This window comes from Pedococcus bigeumensis (genome assembly GCF_039531795.1).
GTDB lineage: Bacteria > Actinomycetota > Actinomycetes > Actinomycetales > Dermatophilaceae > Pedococcus > Pedococcus bigeumensis.
The window spans coordinates 1,785,837-1,805,605 of sequence record NZ_BAAAQS010000001.1 but is presented as its reverse complement, the minus strand read 5'-3'; the positions used below and the strand labels follow the sequence as shown (position 1 = coordinate 1,805,605).

Below are 19,769 nucleotides of genomic sequence, written 5' to 3'. Positions count from 1 at the left end.
GCGCTACTTCGCCAGGAAGGCGACGACGGCCGCGTTGACCTCCTCGGCATGGCTGGTGTTGATGCCGTGTGGACCGCCCTCGATCACGACGAGCTCACTGCCGTCGACCGCCTCGTGGGTGCGCCGGCCGGAGACCTCGAACGGCACGATCGCGTCACTGTCGCCGTGCACGACGAGCGTGGGCACGGTGACCTTGGCGAGGTCGGCGGTGAAGTCGCTGACCCACGAGCGGATGCACTCCGCCGCGGCGTGGACGTCGGCCTGGGCCGCGAGCGCGAGGGCCTCCTGACGCTGCTCCTCGGTGACCTTGAGCTCACCGTTCGCGCTGAAGAAGTTGGTCGTGAACCCGTCGAAGAAGCCGGGCGGGTCGGCGCGGAGCTGGCCCTGCATGCCGCTCACGGTGTCGAGGTCGAGGGCGCCGTCGGGGTGGTCGTCGTCCTTGAGCAGGCACGGCGGGATCGCAGCAGCGAAGACGATGCTGTGCAGGCGGTCCTCGCCGTGGGTGCCGACGTAGCGGGCCACCTCCCCACCGCCCATGGAGAAGCCGACGAGGCTGGCATCGGTGAGGTCCAGCTGCGTCACCAGGGCGTCCAGGTCGCTGGTGAGGGTGTCGTAGTCGTACGACGAGGCCTCGCCGGGCTTGGCCGACTGCCCGAAGCCGCGCCGGTCGTAGGCGATGACGCGGTAGCCCTCGCCCGCCAGCACGGGGGCCAGGTCGGACCACGACGCGCCACTCAGCGGCCAGCCGTGGATGAGGACGACAGGGCGGCCCGACCCGCCGGTGTCCTCGTAGTGGATCTCGACGTCGCCGTTGGTCAGGGTGGGCATGTCAGTCCTCTCGCCGCAGTGGTGTCAGGACGAATGTAGGCACAAGATCGGCGTGCGCGCAGTTCGGCGGGGGCGCGGGAGGTCAGCGGCTGTCGGCGTCGGACTGACCGGCGTCGGGCCGCTCGGCGCCAGGCATCCCGCCGACGACCCGCTCGCCGTCCACGGTGACGACGGCACGCTCCGACCAGAACGCGATGTGGTCCCGGACCCGGAGGGCGTCGTCGAGCGGCTCGGGGTAGAACCACGCGATGTCGGTGCCGCCCGCCAGGTCGCTGCTGAGGTAGCTCGCCCGGCCCTTGTAGGCACAGACGGTGTGGGTCTGCGACGGGGCCAGCAGGTCCATCCGCACGTCCTCGGGAGGCAGGTACCAGCGGGGGATCATCGGCGTCTCGAAGAGGGCGAGCGGCCGTCGCGAGTCCGCCAGGACCGTGCCGGCCAGCTCGACCACGACGTGCCGGTCACTGGCCAGCACGTCGATCCGCTTCCACGGGTCGTGGGCGTGCCCCATCACGGGCTGGTCCTCCTCGACCCAGCTGAACAGCGAGAAGTCGAGCACCACCCGTCCGCCGAGGTCGGGGTCGTCGGGTCGGAACCCCACCTCGACGAGTGCACCGTCCTCCGACCGCATCGCCACGGGGGTCCCCGGGCAGGTGTGCAGCTCGAAGTGCCGGGGGCCGAGCACCGGCGGCAGGCCGTCGGGCTCCTCTCGCCGCGGGAGGTCGACCACGGCCACGGTGAGGGCGTCGGACGGCACCGCATACTCCGGCACCACCCGACGGGGCTCCCACACGAGCAGCGCGTCGGTCGTGTCGACCACCACCTGCCCGTCCCGGGAGGCGCGAAGACGCTTGGGGGTCGCCGTCGTGCGCAGCTGCGAGATCCCCTGGGACCACTGCTGGTGGAGGTCGAGTGCCATGGTCCAACCATGCGCCGCCTCCGCGCTCGCGGGCAACGCCGGGGACAGCTGCCCCGGCGTCAGTCGGCACCGCGCCTCTCAGCCGAAGCGGCGGCTCGACCACTCGTGCACGTCGCCGTAGCCGAGGCCGAGGTAGAGCCGGCGCGCGACGGCGTTGTGCGAGTACATGCCGAGCGTGCAGACCCCGGCGTTGGCGACCGCCTGACGGGTGAGGTGTGCGGTGACGGCCAGTCCCAGCCCGAGGCCGCGCTGCGTGGGGTCGACGGTGATCCCGGAGAGGATCGGGTGCCCGGCGAGGCTGGGCTCGCAGACGCCGCAGGCGACGAGCCGTCCGCCGTCGTCGCGCACCCCGACCCAGTGCTGCCCGGGGTGCTGGAACGGGCGCGCGTCCGTGCCCGGGTTGGCGGCGGCGAGGAGGTCCTCGATCTCGCGCTGGTCGTCGCTGGTCAGGCGCACCAGGCGCGACTCGGCGGCGACCGGCGGCGGGGGAGAGGTGGTGCAGAGCCACTCCCACTCGTTGCCCTCCCGCAGGGGGAGGTGTCCGGCGACCGCGTCGAGCGAGCCACGCTGCACCGTGACCGACCGCACCGCGGGGTCGAGCAGGTCTCGAGCGACGATCGCCGCGACCAGGGAGTGGACGTCGGCCGGCGGCCCGAGGACGAGCAGCCCGAGGCGACGGGTGTGGGTGCGACGGGGGAGCGCCAGGGCCCGGCCGAGCGCGTGGCCGACACCTTCGAGCGGCGCCGGCACGTCGTAACGCACGAACGCGCTCCCGGCGCTCGCCTCGAGCGCCTCCTCGTGCGTCCGGACCGGGCGCAGCCCTTCGGTCACTCGGTGATCCCGAACCGGGCGTGCAGCCCGCGCAGCCGCTTCGGGGCCCACCAGTTCCAGTCGCCGAGCAGCGACATCGTGGCGGGCACGAGCAGCATGCGGACGAGGGTGGCGTCGAGGGCCACGGCTGTGGCGAGGCCCACGCCGGTCTGCTTGATGATGAGCAGCCGGCCGGCCACGAAGCCCGAGAAGACGATGACCACGAGCAGGGCTGCCGAGGTGATGATGCGGCCCGAGCGCTGCAGTCCGACGACGACGGCGTCGTCGTTGGAGTAGCCGCGCTCGTGCAGCTCGACGATGCGCGACAGCAGGAACACCTCGTAGTCCATCGACAGCCCGAACCCGAACGCGAGCACCAGCAACGGGATCGTGGACTCGACGGCCCCGACCGAGTCGAAGCCGAGCAGCCCCTCGAGGTGGCCCTGCTGGAACACCAGGACGACGATGCCGAGCGACGCCCCGAGCGAGACGATGTTGAGCAGGAGGGCCTTGACGGGGATCACGACCGACCCCGTCATCAGGAACAACAGGACCAGGGTGGCGAGGGCGACCAGGGCGAAGGCGTAGGGCGCCCGCTCCCACATCGAGTCGGTGAAGTCCTTGAGCCCCGACGCCTGCCCGACCACGTAGGTGGCGAAGCCGGGGCGCTGGTCACGGAGCCGGTCGACCAGGTCGCGGGCCGGCTGGTCCAGGGGGCCACCGGGCACGTCGATCCGCAGCATGCTCTCGGCACCCTGCAACGTCGTGACGTCGAGGACCCGGGCGCCCGCGGGGAGCCGCAGGTCCGCGGCATACCGCTGTGCCTGGTCGAGGGGGGCCTTGGCGACGACGGTCACGTCGGCACCACCCAGCACGGGGTAGTCCTTGGCCAACCCGTCGAAGAAGACCCGTTCAGGAGCCGACACGGGCAGCAGCTGGGCGCCGGAGGAGGTGAGCCGCAGGTCGAGCGCGGGAGCCGCCAGCGCGAGCAGCGCCGTCGCGACGACGACGATGATCGGGATCGGGAACCGGTGGACCCACTGCGCCAGGCGCGAGAAGACACCGTGCTCGGGCGCCTGCTCGGTGCCGCGGCGCAGCAGCCGTCGCGCGCCCAGCACGCACAGCGCGGGCACGAGCGTCAGGGCGACGAGGACGGCGATGACGACGACCGAGACGCCGGCCGCACCGATCCCCTTCATCAGCGGCGACTGGAAGACGAGCAGGCCCCCGAGCGAGATGGCCACGGTGAGGCCGGAGAAGACCACCGTGCGCCCGGCGGAGTCGACGGTCCGCGCCACGGCGTCCACGACCATCGAGCGGGGGATCTGGGCGACCGGCATCCCTGCCGCACGGGCCCTGAGCTCCTCCCGGAAACGGCTCACGACGAGCAGCCCGTAGTCGATGCACAGGCCGAGCCCGAGGACCGTGACGACGTTGACCGCCGTGGTGTCGAGGTCGATGAGGTAGGAGAAGCCCAGCAAGGACACGAGGGCCCCGGAGATCGAGGCGATCGCCCCGGCGATCGGCATGCCGGCGGCGACGAAGCCGCCGAACACGACGATCATCACCAGGAAGCTCACGGGCAGCGCGATGCCCTCACCGGTGCGCAGGTCGACCTCCAGCTGCCCGGTGATCGCGTCGACGAGGTCGCGGACCCCGCCGGACGTGACTGTCACCCCTTCAGCGGCGGTCGCCGTGCGGACCGTCTCCGTGACCCGCTCCTCGAGCGCGTGGTAGGCCGCGTCGTCGGGGAGGTCGGCGACGGTCACGACGGTGACGTAGCCGCGCGAGGTCGGGGAGCCGCCCTGGAGCATCGTCGCGGCGGCGGGGGAGGCGGGGCCGCCGGGCACGACGAACGGCGACGCCACCCGCGTCACCCCGGGGAGCGCGCCGACCTGCTGGGCCGCCCGTTGCGCGGCCTGCCCGACCGCCGCGTCGCTGGTGTCCACGCCGTCGATGCGCACCGTGATGGTCTGGAACCCCGAGCTGCCGGAGTCGGCGATCAGGGCGCGCCCGGTCTCGTTCTCGCCGGGCACGGTCGGCTCGCCCGTGGTCAGCCGGTCGAAGAGCCGCTCGTTGCCGAAGACGCCTCCCGCCGCAGCGAAGCCGAGCAGCACGAGCAGCACCCAGGTGACGACGACGGCCCCCGGGTGTCGGCCCAGGGCGGCGCCCAGGCGGCTGAGCCCGGAGCGAGACCTGTCCGGGTGCGAGGCGTCGAGGTCTGGGGCGTCGGGCACGGGGGATAGCCTGCCACCCGTGGGAGTCGACGCCGGAGGTGACCTGTTCGGCGCGGCCACGGCCGCGCGGGACGGCGACGGCATGCCGTCGGGCGCCTCGCTCCCACCGCTGGCCGTGCGCATGCGGCCCAAGTCGCTCGAGGAGGTCCGCGGCCAGTCCGACGTCCTGCGCCCCGGCAGCCCGCTGCGCCGCCTGATCGAGGGGTCCGCGGGAGCTGCCGGTCCGTTGTCGGCGATCATCTGGGGCCCTCCCGGCACCGGCAAGACGACGCTGGCCAACCTCGTCGCGACCGCGGCAGACCGGCGGTTCGTCGAGCTGTCCGCGGTCACCGCCGGGGTCAAGGACGTGCGGGCGGTGATGGACCAGGCGGCCCGGGACCGCGACATGTACGACCGCCAGACCGTGCTGTTCCTCGACGAGATCCACCGGTTCACCAAGGCCCAGCAGGACGCCCTGCTCCCGGGTGTCGAGACCCGGCAGGTGATCCTCGTGGCGGCGACCACCGAGAACCCGTCGTTCTCGATCATCGCCCCGCTGCTCTCGCGCTCGATGCTCATCACACTCGGCCCGCTGTCCGACGACGAGGTCCGCGAGGTGCTGGCGTCGGCGGTGACCGATGACCGCGGGCTCGGCGGCGCCTACGCGCTCGCAGCCGACGCCACCGACCACCTCGTGCGCATCGCCGGCGGTGACGCGCGGCGCGCCCTCACCTCCCTGGAGGCCGCCGCGGGAGTGGCCCAGGACGGCATACCGCCGGGCTCGTCGCACGAGGGGCCGGTGGAGATCACGCTGGCGCACACCGAGCAGGCGGTGGCGTTCGCGAGCGTGCGCTACGACAAGACCGGCGACCAGCACTACGACGTGGCCTCGGCGCTGATCAAGTCGATGCGGGGGTCCGACGTCGACGCCGCGCTGCACTACCTGGCCCGGATGCTCGAGGCGGGTGAGGACCCCCGGTTCATCGCCCGACGCATCGTCATCTCCGCGTCCGAGGATGTCGGGATGGGCGACCCGACCGCGCTGCAGACCGCGGTCGCCGCCATGCACGCGGTCGCCCAGATCGGCATGCCCGAGGCGCGGATCATCCTCGCCCAGGCGGTCGTGCACAACGCCCTGGCCCCCAAGAGCAACGCGGCCTACACCGGCATCAACGAGGCGATCGCCGACGTGCGGGCGGGCAAGGGCGGCCTGGTGCCCCCTCACCTGCGCGGCAGCGGGTACGCCGGTGCCACCCGGCTCGGTCACGGCGACGGCTACGTCTACGCCCACGACCAGGCCGACGGAGTGGCCCAGCAGGACTACCTTCCGGACGACCTGCAGGGCAGGACCGACTACTACCGGCCGACCGACCGCGGGTTCGAGGAGCGCCTCGGACCGCGCTGGGAGTGGCTCAAGGCGCGCATCCGCCGCTCCTGACCTGCGACGCAACGGGGTAGGGTGCCCGCATGGATTCAGTGAGTTTGGGCGACATCGCGGGCATGATCGCGGCGCTGGCCTTCGCGTTCCTCGTCTTCCGACTGGGCAGCGTCATCGGCAAGGCCGGCAAGATCCTCGACGAGACGAGGCTCAGCCTGCGCAGCACCACGGAGAACGTGCAGCCGACCCTGCTCAAGCTCACCGACACCGTCAGCCTCACCAACGAGCAGCTCGCGCGGGTCGACGGCATCACGACCAACGTGTCGGCGATGACGACCAACGCCAGCGCGCTCACCTCGCTGTTCGCGGCCACCCTCGGCTCGCCCGTCGTGAAGGTCGCAGCGTTCACCTACGGTGTCCGCTCGGCGCTGAGCGCGAGCGGCACCAAGAGCGCAGGCGGCCGTCGCCGCCGCAGGGGCTGATCGCCGTGGCACGTCTCTTCTGGGTGGCGCTGGGCGCCGCAGCAGGTGTGTATGCCGTGCGCAAGGTCAGCAAGGCCGCCGAGGCCTACACACCGACCGGCGTCGCGAACGGCCTGTCCGACTTCGGCGAGGGCCTGCGTGAGCTGGCGGCCGCGGTGCGCGAGGGGATGGCCGAGCGCGAGAGTGAGCTGCGCCTGGCGCTGGGCATCGACGCCGGCACGGCCGACGACCCCGAGGCGAGTGCGGCCCGCCTCGACGCCGCGTCGGCGCGCGCCCTCCTCGACGACCCCACGGGCCCGCGAGCTCGGTAGGGGCGCCGGCGCACCCGCGTCGCCGCCCCGGCACACCCCCGTTGTTTGCCCGTACGATTCGTCATGCCGGCCCGTCGGTGGCCCCGCATGCGCCTAAGGACTGAGTACTTCATGGAAACCGCCGAGATCAGGCGCCGCTTCCTCTCGTTCTACGAGAGCAAGGGCCACACCATCGTTCCCTCGTCACCGCTGCTCTACGACGACCCCAACCTGCTGTTCGTCAACGCCGGCATGGTGCCGTTCAAGCCCTACTTCCTGGGCCAGCAGGCCCCGGAGTGGGACCGCGCCACGTCGGTGCAGAAGTGCGTGCGCACCGGCGACATCGAGGAGGTCGGCAAGACTTCCCGGCACGGCACGTTCTTCCAGATGAACGGCAACTTCTCGTTCGGCGACTACTTCAAGGAAGGCGCCATCCGGTTTGCGTGGGAGCTCATCACCACGCCGCAGGGACAGGGTGGCTACGGCCTCGACGCCGACAAGATCTGGCCCACCGTCTACGAGGACGACGACGAGGCCTACGAGCTGTGGCACAAGACCATCGGCGTGCCCGCCGAGCGGATCACGCGGCGCGGCAAGCTCGACAACTACTGGCACATGGGGGTGCCGGGTCCGGGTGGCCCGTGCAGCGAGATCTACCTCGACCGTGGCCCGGAGTACGGCCGCGAGGGCGGTCCGGCCGTCGACGAGGACCGCTACCTCGAGTTCTGGAACCTCGTGTTCATGCAGTACGAGCTGTCGGCCGTCCGCGCCAAGGACGACTTCGACATCTCGGGTGACCTGCCCAGGAAGAACATCGACACCGGCATGGGTCTCGAGCGGATGGCGACGCTGCTGCAGGGCGTCGACAACCTCTACGAGATCGACGAGGTCTACCCCGTCCTCGAGCGGGCGGCCGACCTCACCGGCAAGAAGTACGGCGCCCACTCCGGGCACGCTGCCAGCGAGTCGCACCCCGACGACGTGCGGCTGCGGGTCGTCGCCGACCACGTGCGTTCCAGCCTGATGCTCATCGGTGACGGGGTGACCCCCGGCAACGAGGGCCGCGGCTACGTCCTGCGCCGGATGCTGCGCCGCGCGGTGCGCTCGATGCGCCTGCTGGGGTTCGACGAGCCGAGCCTGCCGCTCCTGCTGCCGGTCTCCGTCGAGCGGATGAAGAACTCCTACCCCGAGCTCGAGGCGGGTTTCGACCGCATCTCGCAGATCGCGTATGCCGAGGAGGAGGCGTTCCGTCGCACCCTCGCCTCGGGTACGACCATCCTCGACACGGCCGTGGCACGGACCAAGTCGTCCGGCGGCAGCACGCTCGCCGGAGACGAGGCCTTCGCGCTGCACGACACCTACGGCTTCCCGATCGACCTCACCCTCGAGATGGCGTCCGAGCAGGGGCTGGAGGTCGACCGCGAGGGCTTCACGCGACTCATGCAGGAGCAGCGCGAGCGGGCCAAGGCCGACGCGAAGGCCAAGAAGGGCGGCCACGTGAACACCGAGGTCTGGACCGAGCTGCGCGCCCTGGGCGCCACCGACTGGCGGGCCTACCAGGAGCTCACCTCCGACGCGACGGTCCTGGGACTGGTCGTGGACGGCGTCGCCGTGCCCGAGCTCGAGCCCGGCCAGCGGGGTCAGGTCGTGCTCGACCGCACCCCCTTCTACGCCGAGTCCGGTGGCCAGATCGCCGACGAGGGCATCATCACCGCCGACGGCGCGCACCTCAAGGTGGTCGACGTCCAGCGCCCGGTCAAGGGACTGGTCGCCCACACCGTCGAGGTCGTCACCGGCCCGCTGCGGGTGGGGCAGGACGTCTCGGCCGCGGTGGACCCGGACTGGCGCATCTCGGCCTGCCAGGCGCACTCCGGCACCCACGTCGTGCACGCCGCGCTCCGCCAGGTGCTCGGCCCGACGGCGCTGCAGTCCGGCTCCTACAACAAGCCCGGCTACCTGCGCCTGGACTTCGCCTGGGGGCAGGGCCTGTCGCCCGAGACCCGCAGCGAGATCGAGGAGGTCGCCAACCTCGCGGTGCGCCAGGACCTGCCGGTGTCGGCGCAGTACATGACGCTGCCCGAGGCCCGCGCGTTCGGCGCCCTGGCGTTGTTCGGGGAGACCTACGACGAGCAGGTCCGGGTCATCGAGATCGGTGGGCCCTGGTCGCGTGAGCTCTGCGGTGGCACGCACGTCGGCCACTCCAGCCAGATCGGCGCCCTCACCGTCACCGGGGAGTCCTCCGTCGGCTCCGGCGTGCGTCGTCTCGAGGCCTTCGTCGGCATGGAGGCGCTGCACTACCTCGCCAAGGAGCGGGCGCTCGTCGCCGAGCTGACCGACATCGTCAAGGTGCAGCCGGGCGAGCTCAAGGACCGGGTCGCCGCGCTGGTGGCGCGCGTCCGAGACGCCGAGCGCGAGCTCGAGAAGCTGCGCCGCGAGCAGGTCCAGGCCGCGACGGGCAAGCTCGTCGAGTACGCCCACGACGTGGACGGGGTGCGTGTCCTGACCCACGACGCAGGTGACGGGACGACAGCCGACGACCTGCGCACCATGGTGCTCGACCTGCGCAACCGCCTGGGCGACGCGGCACCGTCCGTCGTCGCGCTGACCGGGATCTCCGGGGGCCGTCCGGCGATCGTCGTGGCCACCAACTCCGGGGCCCGCGACCGCGGGATCAAGGCGGGAGCCCTCGTCCGGCTGGCCGCCCAGACACTCGGGGGCGGCGGCGGCGGCAAGGACGACCTCGCCCAGGGCGGCGGCACCGACGCCACCCGCACGGGTGAGGCCCTCGGCCAGGTCGACCGGGCCGTGCAGGCCGCCAGCCAGGGCGCTGGGTGAACCACCCCACCCCCACCTCGATGCCCACCCGCCCAGGACGGCGGGTGGGCATCGACGTCGGCAGCGTGCGGGTCGGGGTCGCCGCGAGCGACCCCGCGGGCCTGCTGGCCACCCCCGTGCGGACCGTCGCGCGGGATCCAGACACCGCTGCCGCGCACCCCACCGACCTCGAGGAGGTCGCCGCCGTCGTCGCCGAGCTGGCGGCGGTGGAGGTCGTGGTCGGCCTCCCGCGGACACTTGCCGGGGAGGAAGGTGCCGCCGCGGAGGCCGCACGCACGTATGCTGGGCGGCTGTCGGAGCGCATCGCCCCCGTGCCCGTCCGTCTGGTCGACGAACGACTCACGACGGTCGATGCCCACCGCAACCTCCGTGCGAGCGGGGTCGACGGCCGGCGGCAACGATCGGTGGTCGACCAGGCGGCTGCAGTCCTCATCCTGCAGACGGCGCTCGACACGGAGCGCAGCTCCGGGCGGCCGCCCGGAGAGCTGGTCAGGACAGGTGGGCGCAAGCCCCGGACGAAGGACAGGCGGCGATGACCGAGCCCCATCTGGAGCACACGATCTTCGGGGGGCACGAGGACGGACACGAGGGCCCGCACGGGGCGGCCCACACCGGTGAGCAGCCGGTGCGCCGGCGCGCGGACCGTCACCTCAGCGCCCGCCCGAAGAAGCGCAGGGGCCGGCGCACGGGGTGCCTTTTCGTCGCCATGGCGATCGTCGCGGTCGCGGCGTTCGCGGCATACACGGTGCTGCGACCCGTCGTCGACGGCTTCTTCGAGAGCAACGACTACCCCGGTCCCGGCACCGGGGAGGTGCAGATCGTCGTCAACGACGGCGACACGGGCAGCGCGATCGGCGCGACGCTGGAGAAGGCCGACGTGGTCAAGAGCTCGGGGGCGTACCTCGACGCCGCAGCCGGCGACTCCCGCGCAGCCGCGATCCAGCCCGGCACGTACACGATGAAGAAGCAGATGTCGGCAGCCGGCGCACTGGCGATCCTGCTCGACCCGAAGAACCGCAGCGTGCCGCGCGTGACCGTGCGGGAGGGGCTGTGGAAGAGCGAGGTCTTCGCCGCGCTGTCCAAGGGCACCGGTGTGCCCGTCGCCGCGTACACCAAGGCGGCCAAGGACGCGTCCGCGATCGGTCTGCCCTCCGTCGCGAAGGGCAACATCGAGGGCTACCTCTACCCCGCCACCTACGAGTTCCCGGCCAAGTCCACCGCGACCCAGCAGCTCAAGATCATGGTGGCCCAGGCCGTCAGCGAGCTCGAGAAGGCCGGCGTCGGAGAGGCGGACTACCAGAAGACCCTCATCGTGGCCTCGATCGTCGAGGGCGAGGCGGGGGTGGCCGACCGCGGCAAGGTCGCCCGGGTGATCGACAACCGGCTGGAGAACCCGACCGGTCCGACCGTCGGCCTGCTCCAGATGGACTCCACCGTGAACTACGCGCTCCAGAAGCGCGGCAACCTCACCAAGAGCGAGTACGACTCCGCGAAGTCGAACCCCTACGACACGTATGCGCACAAGGGGCTCCCGCCCGGCCCGATCAGCAGCCCCGGCGCGGCCGCGATCGAGGCTGCCGCCAACCCGACCGAGGGTCCGTGGTTCTACTTCGTGACGGTCAACTACGACACCGGCGAGACGTTGTTCGCGACCACCCAGGCCGAGCACGACCGCAACAACGCCCAGCGCCAGGCGTGGTGCGAGGAGAACAAGCCGAAGTGCGAGGGCGGTGGCTGAGCCGCGCCGGGCGGCGGTCCTCGGCTCCCCGGTGGCGCACTCGCTGTCCCCGGTGCTGCACACGGCGGGCTACCGCACGCTCGGGCTGACCGACTGGTCGTACGTCGCACACGAGCTGACCGAGCGTGAGCTGTCCGGGTGGGTGGCGGGCCTGGACGCCACCTGGCGGGGGTTGAGCCTGACCATGCCGCTCAAGGAGGCGGCCTTCTCGGTCGCGACCACGGTCACCGAGACGGCCAGGGTCACCGGCTCGGTCAACACCCTGGTGCGACGCCGCGACGGGGGCTGGGACGCCCACAACACCGATGTCCGGGGACTCGAGGCAGCCCTCGCCGACGTCGAGCACGACGGCACCGCGACGGTGCTCGGTGGCGGTGCCACCGCACGGTCGGCCGTCCTGGCCCTCGGGTCACTCGGCGTGCAGCGGATTCGGCTCGTGGTGCGCGGCGACGCCCGCCCGGAGACCCTGCGGCTCGCCGTGCACGCGGGGATCGCGGTCGACCTGGTGCCGCTGGCCTCGTGGGGGACGGCCCACGCCGGTGGGCTCGTGGTCAGCACCCTGCCGCCCGCGGCGGGTGAGCTGGCGGCCGGGGCGCTCGGCCCGCGCAAGCGCCGGGGGACCCTGATGGACGTGGTCTACGCCGACTGGCCGACCCCGCTGGCCAAGGCCGCGGCGGCGGCCGGGATGGACGTGGTGTCCGGGCTCGACATGCTCGTCTACCAGGCCGCGGAGCAGTTCCGGCTCTTCACCGGCCAGCAGCCACCGGTCCAGGCGATGTATGCCGCCGGGCGACAGGCGCTGGGTCGATGAAGGGGCAGCGCCGGTGATCGAGCTGGCCGACGGCGCCGGGACCGCTCCCTGGGCGCTGGTCCTGCTCGCGCTCGCGGGAGCCGTCGTGGGCGGGCTCACGGGGCGTGCGCTCGCGACGGGCGGCTACCGGGTCGAGGCGGACGGGGCCGGCGCCCTGCCGCGCCACTCGTGGTGGCCGGCGGTCGCGGTGGCGCTGCTCTGGGCGGCGCTCGGCTGGCGAGTCGGCGACCAGGCCGGCTGGGCCGCGCTCCCGGCCTTCCTCTACTTCGCGTGGCTGGCCGTGGCGCTGGTGTGGATCGACGCCGACGTGCACCGCCTGCCCGACGGGCTGGTGCTGCCGTCCTACCCGGCGCTGCTGGTGCTCGTGGTCGTGGCGACCGCCGGGCTCGGCGACTGGGGGGTGCTCGTGCGGGCCGTGGCCTGCATGGCTGGCATGTACGCCGTCTACTTCGTCATGATGCTGCTCTCGCCGAGCTCGCTGGGCTTCGGCGACGTGAAGCTGTCGGGCCTCATCGGCCTCCTGCTCGGGTGGCTCGGAGTCGGGGAAGCCGTCGTGGCACTGATCGCGGGCTTCCTCGTCGGTGGGGTGATCGCCCTCGCCATGCTGGTCGGACGCCGCGTCGGGATGCGGTCGCACATCGCCTTCGGGCCCTCGATGCTGGTGGGCGCGTTCGTGGGCGTGCTGGTGCAGTACCACGTGGTGGCCTAGCCGAAGCGCAGCACGACCTGCATGGGAGGATCGACCCATGCTCCGCTGGTTGACCGCAGGTGAGTCCCACGGCCCGGCCCTCCTCGCGACGATCGAGGGTCTGCCCGCCGGGATCGAGGTGACGACCAAGGACGTCGCTGCCGCGCTGGCCCGGCGTCGTCTCGGGTTCGGGCGGGGGGCCCGGATGAAGTTCGAGCAGGACGAGGTCGAGTTCCTCGGGGGAGTGCGGCACGGCGTGACGATGGGTTCGCCCGTGGCGATCCGGATCGGCAACACCGAATGGCCGAAGTGGGAGACGGTGATGTCACCCGACCCCGTCTCCGACGAGGCCTATGCCGCGTCCGACGACGTCAACGCCGAGAAGGAGGTCGCCCGCAACCGGCCGCTCACGCGTCCGCGTCCCGGGCACGCCGACCTCGTCGGCATGCAGAAGTACGGCTTCGACGACGCGCGGCCGGTCCTCGAGCGGGCCTCGGCCCGCGAGACGGCCGCTCGCGTGGCCCTGGGTGAGGTGGCCGCCCGCTTCCTCGAGCAGGCCTACGGCATCCGGCTCGTCTCGCACACCGTGGCGATCGGTGCGGCGGGGGTCGCCGAGGACGCCCCGCTGCCCACGCCCGAGCAGGTCGAGCAGATCGACGCCGACCCGGTGCGCACCCTCGACGGCGCCGGCTCGGCAGCCATGGTCGCCGAGGTCGAGGCGGCCAAGAAGGACGGCGACACCCTGGGTGGCGTGGTCGAGGTGGTGGCCTACGGACTGCCCCCGGGCCTCGGCTCGCACGTGCACTGGGACCGCCGGCTCGACGCCCAGCTCGCCGCGGCCCTGATGGGCATCCAGGCCATCAAGGGGGTCGAGGTCGGTGACGGCTTCCGCACCGCCGCGCGGCGCGGGTCGGCCGCCCACGACGAGATGGAGCGCGACGCGGCCGGGGTCATCCACCGGCGTACCGGCCGCGCGGGCGGCACCGAGGGCGGCATGTCCACCGGTGACGTGCTCCGGGTCCGCGCCGCCATGAAGCCCATCTCCACGGTGCCGCGCGCGCTCGACACGGTCGACACCACCGGTGCCGAGGCGGCCAAGGCCATCCACCAGCGCTCCGACGTGTGTGCCGTCCCGGCCGCCGGGGTGGTCGCCGAGGCGATGGTCGCGCTCGTGCTCGCGCAGGCCTGCGTGGAGAAGTTCGGCGGCGACTCGGTCGCCGAGACGTCCCGCAACCACGCGGCATACCTCGCTGCGATCCCCGAGGCGATGCGCACGTGGTGAGCGGCGCGACGACCCCCCGACTGGTCCTCATCGGTCCGCCCGGGGTGGGCAAGAGCACGATCGGGCGCCGGTTGGCGCGGGCCCTCGACCTGCCGGCCCACGACACCGACCACGCCATCGAGGTGGCGGCCGGCCAGAGCATTCCCGACCTGTTCGTCGACCACGGTGAGGCGCACTTCCGTGACCTCGAGCGCGCCGAGGTGCTGCGCGCGCTGGCCGAGGAGATCGGGGTCGTCTCGCTCGGTGGGGGCGCTCCGATGGACCCCGAGGTGCAGGCCGCCCTGGCCGGGCACACCATTGTCTTCCTCGACGTGGGCATCGCCGACGCCGCGCGTCGGATCGGCTTCGACGCCAGCCGCCCGCTGCTCATGGTCAACCCGCGCGCCAGCTGGACCAAGATGATGAACGAGCGGCGCCCGACCTACCAGCGCCTCGCCACCGTGCGGGTCGACACGGCTGGCCGCAAGCCGGCCGCCGTGGTCGAGGAGATCCTGGCGTTCCTCGGCGCCCCGACCGGAGACCTCACATGAACAGACCCACCGCATGAGCACCACCCGCATCAGCGTCGGAGGGGACTACGACGTCGTCGTGGGCACCGGTCTGCTGGGCGAGCTGCCCGAGCTGCTCGGTGCGGGCACCCAGCGGGTGCTCGTCGTCCACCCCCGTGCGCTCGCCGCGACTGGTGAAGGCGTGCGAGACGCCTTGGTGGCCAAGGGTTTCGAGGCGTATGCCGCGGAGGTGCCCGACGCCGAGGAGGCCAAGACCGCACAGGTGGCGGCCTTCCTCTGGGGTGTCCTCGGGCAGGCCGGCTTCACCCGCACCGACGCCGTCGTCGGCGTGGGGGGAGGGGCGACGACCGACCTGGCGGGGTTCGTGGCGGCCACCTGGCTGCGCGGCATCCGGGTCGTCCACGTGCCGACGACGCTGCTGGCGATGGTCGACGCCGCGGTGGGTGGCAAGACCGGCATCAACACCGCGGAGGGCAAGAACCTCGTCGGGTCGTTCCACCCGCCCGCGGGAGTGCTGTGCGACCTCGCGACGCTGGAGACCCTGCCCAAGCACGACTTCGTGGCGGGGCTGGCCGAGGTGGTCAAGTGCGGCTTCATCGCCGACCCGGTCATCCTCGACCTCGTCGAGTCCGACCCCGACGGGGCCACGCGCGCCGACGGGCCGCACGTCCGTGAGCTGATCGAGCGGGCCATCCGCGTGAAGGCCGAGGTCGTGGCGCAGGACCTCAAGGAAGCCGACCTGCGCGAGATCCTCAACTACGGCCACACCTTCGGCCACGCGGTGGAGCAGGTCGAGCGCTACGCGTTCCGGCACGGCGCGGCCGTCTCGATCGGCATGACCTACGTCGCCGAGCTCGCGCGCCTCGCCGGCAAGATGGACGACGCGCTCGTCGACCGGCACCGGGCGGTGCTGACGTCTCTCGGCCTGCCCGTGTCCTATCGCGGAGACCGCTGGCCGCAGCTGCTCGACGCGATGAAGCGCGACAAGAAGTCGCGTGGCTCGTTGCTCCGGTTCGTGGTCCTGACCGACGTGGGACGCCCCGTGCGGCTCGAGGGCCCCGACCCGGCGCTGCTCCAGGCCGCCTACGCCGAGGTCTCCCGCGACTGACCCCACCAGCCCACAGGAGCCGCACAGCCGGCTCACTGACGCGCGACGGGACGGTCCCGCACTGTGGCCGCATGACCACGAACCAGCCGACGCCCCCAACCGCCCCGCTCGCCGAGGAACACGCCGCCGACCACGCCGCCGCCGACCACGCGGCCGAGGACCACGGCACCGACCACCTCGGGTGGCCGCACGACGACCGGCACGACCGCGGGCTCGAGTTCGACATCGCCACGCTGTTGGACCGGCGCCGCGTGCTCGGCCTGTTCGGGGGGCTGGGAGCCACCGCCGCGCTCGCCGCCTGCGGGGCGGCAGGCGACTCCGCCGGCTCGACCGGCGGCTCGAGCTCGTCTGCCTCCGGCACCAGCTCGGCGACGTCCCCGACGTCCTCGACGTCCTCCTCGGGCGCGGTCACGGGCAGCACCCCGCAGGCCGAGGTGCCGGCCGAGACCGGCGGACCCTACCCGGGAGACGGCTCCAACGGCCCCAACGTCCTCGACGACTCCGGCATCGTGCGGTCCGACATCACCAGCAGCTTCGGCTCGTCGACGACCAGGGCCCAGGGCATCCCGCTCACCATCAACCTCACCGTGACCGACGCGGGCAACGGGTATGCCGCCCTGCCCGGCGCCGCCGTCTACCTCTGGCACTGCGACCGGGACGGCCAGTACTCGCACTACTCCCAGGCCGTCACGGCGGAGAACTACCTGCGCGGGGTGCAGGCGACCGACGCCGCCGGCACCGCCACCTTCACGAGCATCTTCCCCGCGGCCTACTCCGGTCGCTGGCCGCACATCCACTTCGAGGTCTACCAGTCCCTGTCGCAGGCCACGAGCAGCGGGCAGATCGTCAAGACCTCCCAGATCGCCCTCCCCGAGGCCGCCTGCGCCGAGGTCTACGCCACGTCGGGCTACGAGGCCAGCGTCGGCAACCTGGCGCAGACCTCCCTCACGTCGGACAACGTGTTCGGCAACGACGGCGGGATCTACCAGCTCGCGACGGTGACCGGGAACGTCACCGACGGCTATGTCGCCAACCTGACGATCGGCGTCTGAGCGGCCCCGCCGGCCTAGAGGTCGTCGAGCGCCGCGAGGTCGGCGGCGTCGGGCTCCCACAGGGCCGCCCGCGCGTTGCGGGTCACCTGCTCCGCCGACGTCGCGCCGCTGATCACCGAGGCCACCGCCGGCTGGGCGGCGAGCCCACCGATCGCCACGTCGAGGAGCTCCACGCCACGCTCGTCGGCGAACGACCGGAGCGCCTCGACCCGGTCCCAGTCGGCCTCCGCGAGCCACCCGGCGCGGTCGGCCTCCAGCGCCGCACGTGAGCCCTCCGGCGCCGCGGCGCCGCGCCGGTACTTCCCGGTCAGGAGCCCACGGGCCAACGGGAAGAACGGGAGTATGCCGAGCCCGAACCGCTCGCAGGCCGGCGTCAACTCGTCCTCGACCGTGCGGTCGAGGAGGGAGTACTCGTTCTGCACGGACACGAAGGACGCCAGCCCTGCCGTCGAGGAGGTCCACGAGGCGTCGGCGACCTGCCACCCGTCGAAGTTGGAGCACCCGACGTAGAGGACCTTGCCCTCCCGCACGAGGTCGGTCAGCGCCTCCAAGGTCTCCTCGAGCGGGGTCAACGGGTCGGGGCGGTGCAGCTGGTAGAGGTCGATGTGGTCGGTCTGCAGGCGGCGCAGGCTCGCCTCGACCGCGCGGCGGACGTAGCGTCGCGACCCCAGCGCCCCGAAGTCCTGGCCGTTGGCCCCCTGCATGTCCATCCCGAACTTGGTGGCCAGCACGAACTCGTCGCGCTGGCCCTTGAGCGCCGCACCGAGCATCGCCTCGCTCTGACCGGGCTGGCCCCCGTAGATGTCGGCGGTGTCGAGCAGCGTGACGCCGCTGTCCCGCGCCGCAGCCACGATCGAGGCGACGCCGTCCTGGTCGACGCGTCGTCCGAACGCGTTGCAGCCGACACCCACGACGCTGACCATGAGACCGCTCGACCCCAGCGGTCGGTAGGTCATCTCCGGCGTGCTCGGCTCCGGGGGCGCAGTCGTGGCGGTCATGCCCCCACCCTAGGCAGGTCGCAGCGCCGGGGGCCGAGGGCCGGCCCGGCAGCGATTCGGGGGAGCGTGGGGCCGACGGCTAGACTGTCCGCCGACTCCCACCCCGCACCCTTCCGGGACTGTCGCGCGCTCGCACGCCCGCGGCATACCGGTGGCCGCGAAACGGCCCTTGCACCCGGACGCCCGGGTCCCTGAACACCCGGGCCCGTGAACGCGCGGGCACCTGAACAGAGAGAGACACTCACGTGGCATCGACCAACGACCTCAAGAACGGCCTGGTCCTGAACCTCGAGGGCCAGCTGTGGTCCGTCGTGGAGTTCCAGCACGTCAAGCCCGGCAAGGGCCCGGCGTTCGTCCGGACCAAGCTCAAGAACGTGCTGTCGGGCAAGGTCGTCGACAAGACCTTCAACGCCGGCGTCAAGGTCGAGACCGCGAACGTCGACCGTCGCGACATGCAGTACCTCTACAAGGACGGGTCGGACTACGTCTTCATGGACGGGTCGACCTACGACCAGATCCACATCCCGGAGACCACGGTCGGCGACGTCGCCAACTACCTCCTGGAGAACCAGATGGCCCAGGTCGCGACCCACGAGGGCACCGTGCTCTACGTCGAGCTGCCGACCTCGGTCGTCCTCGAGATCACCTACACCGAGCCGGGCCTGCAGGGTGACCGGTCCACCGGTGGCACCAAGCCCGCCACCCTCGAGACCGGCGCGACCATCAACGTCCCGCTGTTCCTCGAGCAGGGCACCAAGGTCAAGGTCGACACCCGCGACGGCTCCTACCTCGGCCGAGTCAACTAAATCGGAGCCCGGACACTGTGTCTGCTAGAAGCAAAGCCCGCAAGCGGGCCATCGACCTCCTGTTCGAAGCCGAGAGCCGCGGCATGAACGCGCGCGACCTGCTGGCCGAACGCCTGGCCAAGCCGGTCACCGAGGTGCCGCTCAACCAGTACACCTCCGACCTGGTCGAGGGTGTCGTCGCCCACTGGAACGACATCAACGAGCTGCTCTCGACCTACTCGCAGGGCTGGACCCTCGACCGGATGCCCAGTGTCGACCGGGCGATCCTGCGGCTCGGGGCGTTCGAGGTGCTCTACGCGACCGAGGTGCCGGAGAGCGTCGCCATCGCCGAGGCCGTCGAGCTGGCCAAGAGCCTCTCGACCGACGACTCGCCGAAGTTCGTCAACGGCCTGCTGGCCCGCCTGGCCGAGGTCAAGCCCACCCTGGCATGACACCCTCGCGGCCCGTGGTGCGGTTCGCCGAGGCGGCGGACCTGCCCTGGCTGCAAGCGATCGAGGACTCCGGAGAAGCTCTCCTCGCGACCCTCATGGACACCTCGCACTGGGGTCCGTCCCGGTCGGGGGAGCAGCGTGCCGAGGAGCCGGGGTTCATCCTCGTGTCCGGCGCGCCGCCGGTGGGCTACGCCCACGTGCTCGACCTCGACGGCCACTTCCACCTGGAGCAGCTGGACGTCATGGCTGGGCACCGTCGACGGGGCATCGGAGGGGCGCTCGTGCGTGCGGTATGCCGCGAAGCCGCCTCTCGAGGTGCCCGGGAGGTCACCCTGACGACCTTCGCGGACGTCCCGTGGAACGCACCGTTCTACGCGCGGCTCGGGTTCGTCCCGGTTGCCGAGCCCCTTCCGCCGCTCCTGCGGCTCGTGCGCGACCGCGAGATCGAGGCTGGCATCGACCAAGGCGGCTCCCGGCTCGCGATGGTCCGCACGCTGCCGTGACGCGACTGCTCCGGAGGTTCGCCCCGGTTCGGTGGGCCGGTATGCGGTGGGCCCACCGCACCGGGTAGAGTCGCCCGCGAACGACATC

Annotated in this window: 20 protein-coding genes; 15 read left to right on the top strand and 5 right to left on the bottom strand. The window is 72.2% G+C overall.

Translation table 11 applies throughout. The features are described from left to right. Positions 1-3: 3 nt before the first annotated feature. The 4 genes from ABD262_RS08590 to ABD262_RS08575 all read right to left on the bottom strand — a co-directional run bounded on the left by ABD262_RS08590 (position 4) and on the right by ABD262_RS08575 (position 4,791). Positions 4-828 carry an alpha/beta fold hydrolase gene (locus ABD262_RS08590; RefSeq protein WP_344134050.1) on the bottom strand — a complete coding sequence of 275 codons (825 nt, stop codon included), beginning with the start codon at positions 826-828 and terminating at the stop codon, positions 4-6. A gap of 82 nt (positions 829-910) precedes the next feature. Continuing rightward, a complete protein-coding gene (locus ABD262_RS08585; RefSeq protein ID WP_344134047.1) occupies positions 911-1,744 on the bottom strand; it encodes a DUF427 domain-containing protein in 834 nt (277 codons plus the stop codon). Between the two features lie 78 nt (positions 1,745-1,822). Next, positions 1,823-2,575, bottom strand: coding sequence for a GNAT family N-acetyltransferase (locus ABD262_RS08580; RefSeq protein ID WP_344134044.1), 753 nt, complete (start codon positions 2,573-2,575; stop codon positions 1,823-1,825). Beyond that, complete coding sequence (locus ABD262_RS08575) at positions 2,572-4,791, bottom strand: MMPL family transporter (protein WP_344134041.1); 2,220 nt, start codon at positions 4,789-4,791, stop codon at positions 2,572-2,574. The genes ABD262_RS08580 and ABD262_RS08575 overlap by 4 nt, the downstream gene beginning before the upstream one ends. 82 nt (positions 4,792-4,873) lie before the next feature. On the opposite strand from ABD262_RS08575, the gene ABD262_RS08570 reads away from it, so the two are divergent. The 12 genes from ABD262_RS08570 to ABD262_RS08515 all read left to right on the top strand — a co-directional run bounded on the left by ABD262_RS08570 (position 4,874) and on the right by ABD262_RS08515 (position 16,943). Further along, positions 4,874-6,208: a replication-associated recombination protein A gene (locus ABD262_RS08570; protein WP_344134615.1), complete on the top strand. Its 1,335-nt coding sequence runs from the start codon at positions 4,874-4,876 to the stop codon at positions 6,206-6,208. A gap of 38 nt (positions 6,209-6,246) precedes the next feature. Further along, positions 6,247-6,630, top strand: a complete 384-nt coding sequence (locus ABD262_RS08565; protein WP_344134612.1) for a DUF948 domain-containing protein — start codon at positions 6,247-6,249, stop codon at positions 6,628-6,630. A gap of 5 nt (positions 6,631-6,635) precedes the next feature. Beyond that, positions 6,636-6,941, top strand: coding sequence for a DUF6167 family protein (locus tag ABD262_RS08560; protein ID WP_344134039.1), 306 nt, complete (start codon positions 6,636-6,638; stop codon positions 6,939-6,941). A gap of 111 nt (positions 6,942-7,052) precedes the next feature. Beyond that, positions 7,053-9,755 carry an alanine--tRNA ligase gene (alaS, locus tag ABD262_RS08555; protein ID WP_344134036.1) on the top strand — a complete coding sequence of 901 codons (2,703 nt, stop codon included), beginning with the start codon at positions 7,053-7,055 and terminating at the stop codon, positions 9,753-9,755. Positions 9,756-9,775: 20 nt separating this feature from the next. Next, positions 9,776-10,291 (top strand): Holliday junction resolvase RuvX, encoded by a 516-nt coding sequence (gene ruvX / locus ABD262_RS08550; protein WP_344134033.1) that lies wholly within the window; start codon positions 9,776-9,778, stop codon positions 10,289-10,291. Then, positions 10,288-11,493, top strand: a complete 1,206-nt coding sequence (mltG, locus tag ABD262_RS08545; protein WP_344134030.1) for an endolytic transglycosylase MltG — start codon at positions 10,288-10,290, stop codon at positions 11,491-11,493. The genes ruvX and mltG overlap by 4 nt, the downstream gene beginning before the upstream one ends. Beyond that, a complete protein-coding gene (locus ABD262_RS08540; RefSeq protein ID WP_344134027.1) occupies positions 11,486-12,304 on the top strand; it encodes a shikimate dehydrogenase in 819 nt (272 codons plus the stop codon). Before mltG ends, ABD262_RS08540 begins: the two co-directional genes overlap by 8 nt. 13 nt (positions 12,305-12,317) lie before the next feature. Next, positions 12,318-13,013, top strand: a complete 696-nt coding sequence (locus tag ABD262_RS08535) for a prepilin peptidase (RefSeq protein ID WP_344134024.1) — start codon at positions 12,318-12,320, stop codon at positions 13,011-13,013. Positions 13,014-13,050: 37 nt separating this feature from the next. Further along, a complete protein-coding gene (gene aroC / locus ABD262_RS08530; protein ID WP_344134021.1) occupies positions 13,051-14,274 on the top strand; it encodes a chorismate synthase in 1,224 nt (407 codons plus the stop codon). After that, positions 14,271-14,804 carry a shikimate kinase gene (locus tag ABD262_RS08525; RefSeq protein ID WP_344134018.1) on the top strand — a complete coding sequence of 178 codons (534 nt, stop codon included), beginning with the start codon at positions 14,271-14,273 and terminating at the stop codon, positions 14,802-14,804. Before aroC ends, ABD262_RS08525 begins: the two co-directional genes overlap by 4 nt. A 13-nt stretch (positions 14,805-14,817) precedes the next feature. Continuing rightward, entirely contained in the window at positions 14,818-15,891 is a 1,074-nt protein-coding gene (aroB, locus tag ABD262_RS08520; RefSeq protein WP_344134015.1) for a 3-dehydroquinate synthase, read from the top strand. Between the two features lie 71 nt (positions 15,892-15,962). Beyond that, positions 15,963-16,943 carry an intradiol ring-cleavage dioxygenase gene (locus tag ABD262_RS08515; RefSeq protein ID WP_344134012.1) on the top strand — a complete coding sequence of 327 codons (981 nt, stop codon included), beginning with the start codon at positions 15,963-15,965 and terminating at the stop codon, positions 16,941-16,943. 14 nt (positions 16,944-16,957) lie between these two features. Here ABD262_RS08515 and ABD262_RS08510 read toward each other — a convergent pair whose 3' ends face one another. After that, entirely contained in the window at positions 16,958-17,899 is a 942-nt protein-coding gene (locus ABD262_RS08510; protein ID WP_344134609.1) for an aldo/keto reductase, read from the bottom strand. Positions 17,900-18,186: 287 nt separating this feature from the next. Between ABD262_RS08510 and efp the strand changes: the two genes are divergently transcribed. The 3 genes from efp to ABD262_RS08495 are packed head-to-tail and all read left to right on the top strand — an operon-like array spanning position 18,187 to position 19,681. Next, the gene (gene efp / locus ABD262_RS08505) at positions 18,187-18,747 is read left to right on the top strand and encodes an elongation factor P (RefSeq protein WP_344134009.1); all 561 of its coding nucleotides are present in this window, start codon (positions 18,187-18,189) and stop codon (positions 18,745-18,747) included. Between the two features lie 17 nt (positions 18,748-18,764). Continuing rightward, positions 18,765-19,178, top strand: coding sequence for a transcription antitermination factor NusB (gene nusB, locus ABD262_RS08500; RefSeq protein WP_344134006.1), 414 nt, complete (start codon positions 18,765-18,767; stop codon positions 19,176-19,178). After that, entirely contained in the window at positions 19,175-19,681 is a 507-nt protein-coding gene (locus ABD262_RS08495; RefSeq protein WP_344134003.1) for a GNAT family N-acetyltransferase, read from the top strand. Before nusB ends, ABD262_RS08495 begins: the two co-directional genes overlap by 4 nt. Positions 19,682-19,769 lie beyond the last annotated feature (88 nt).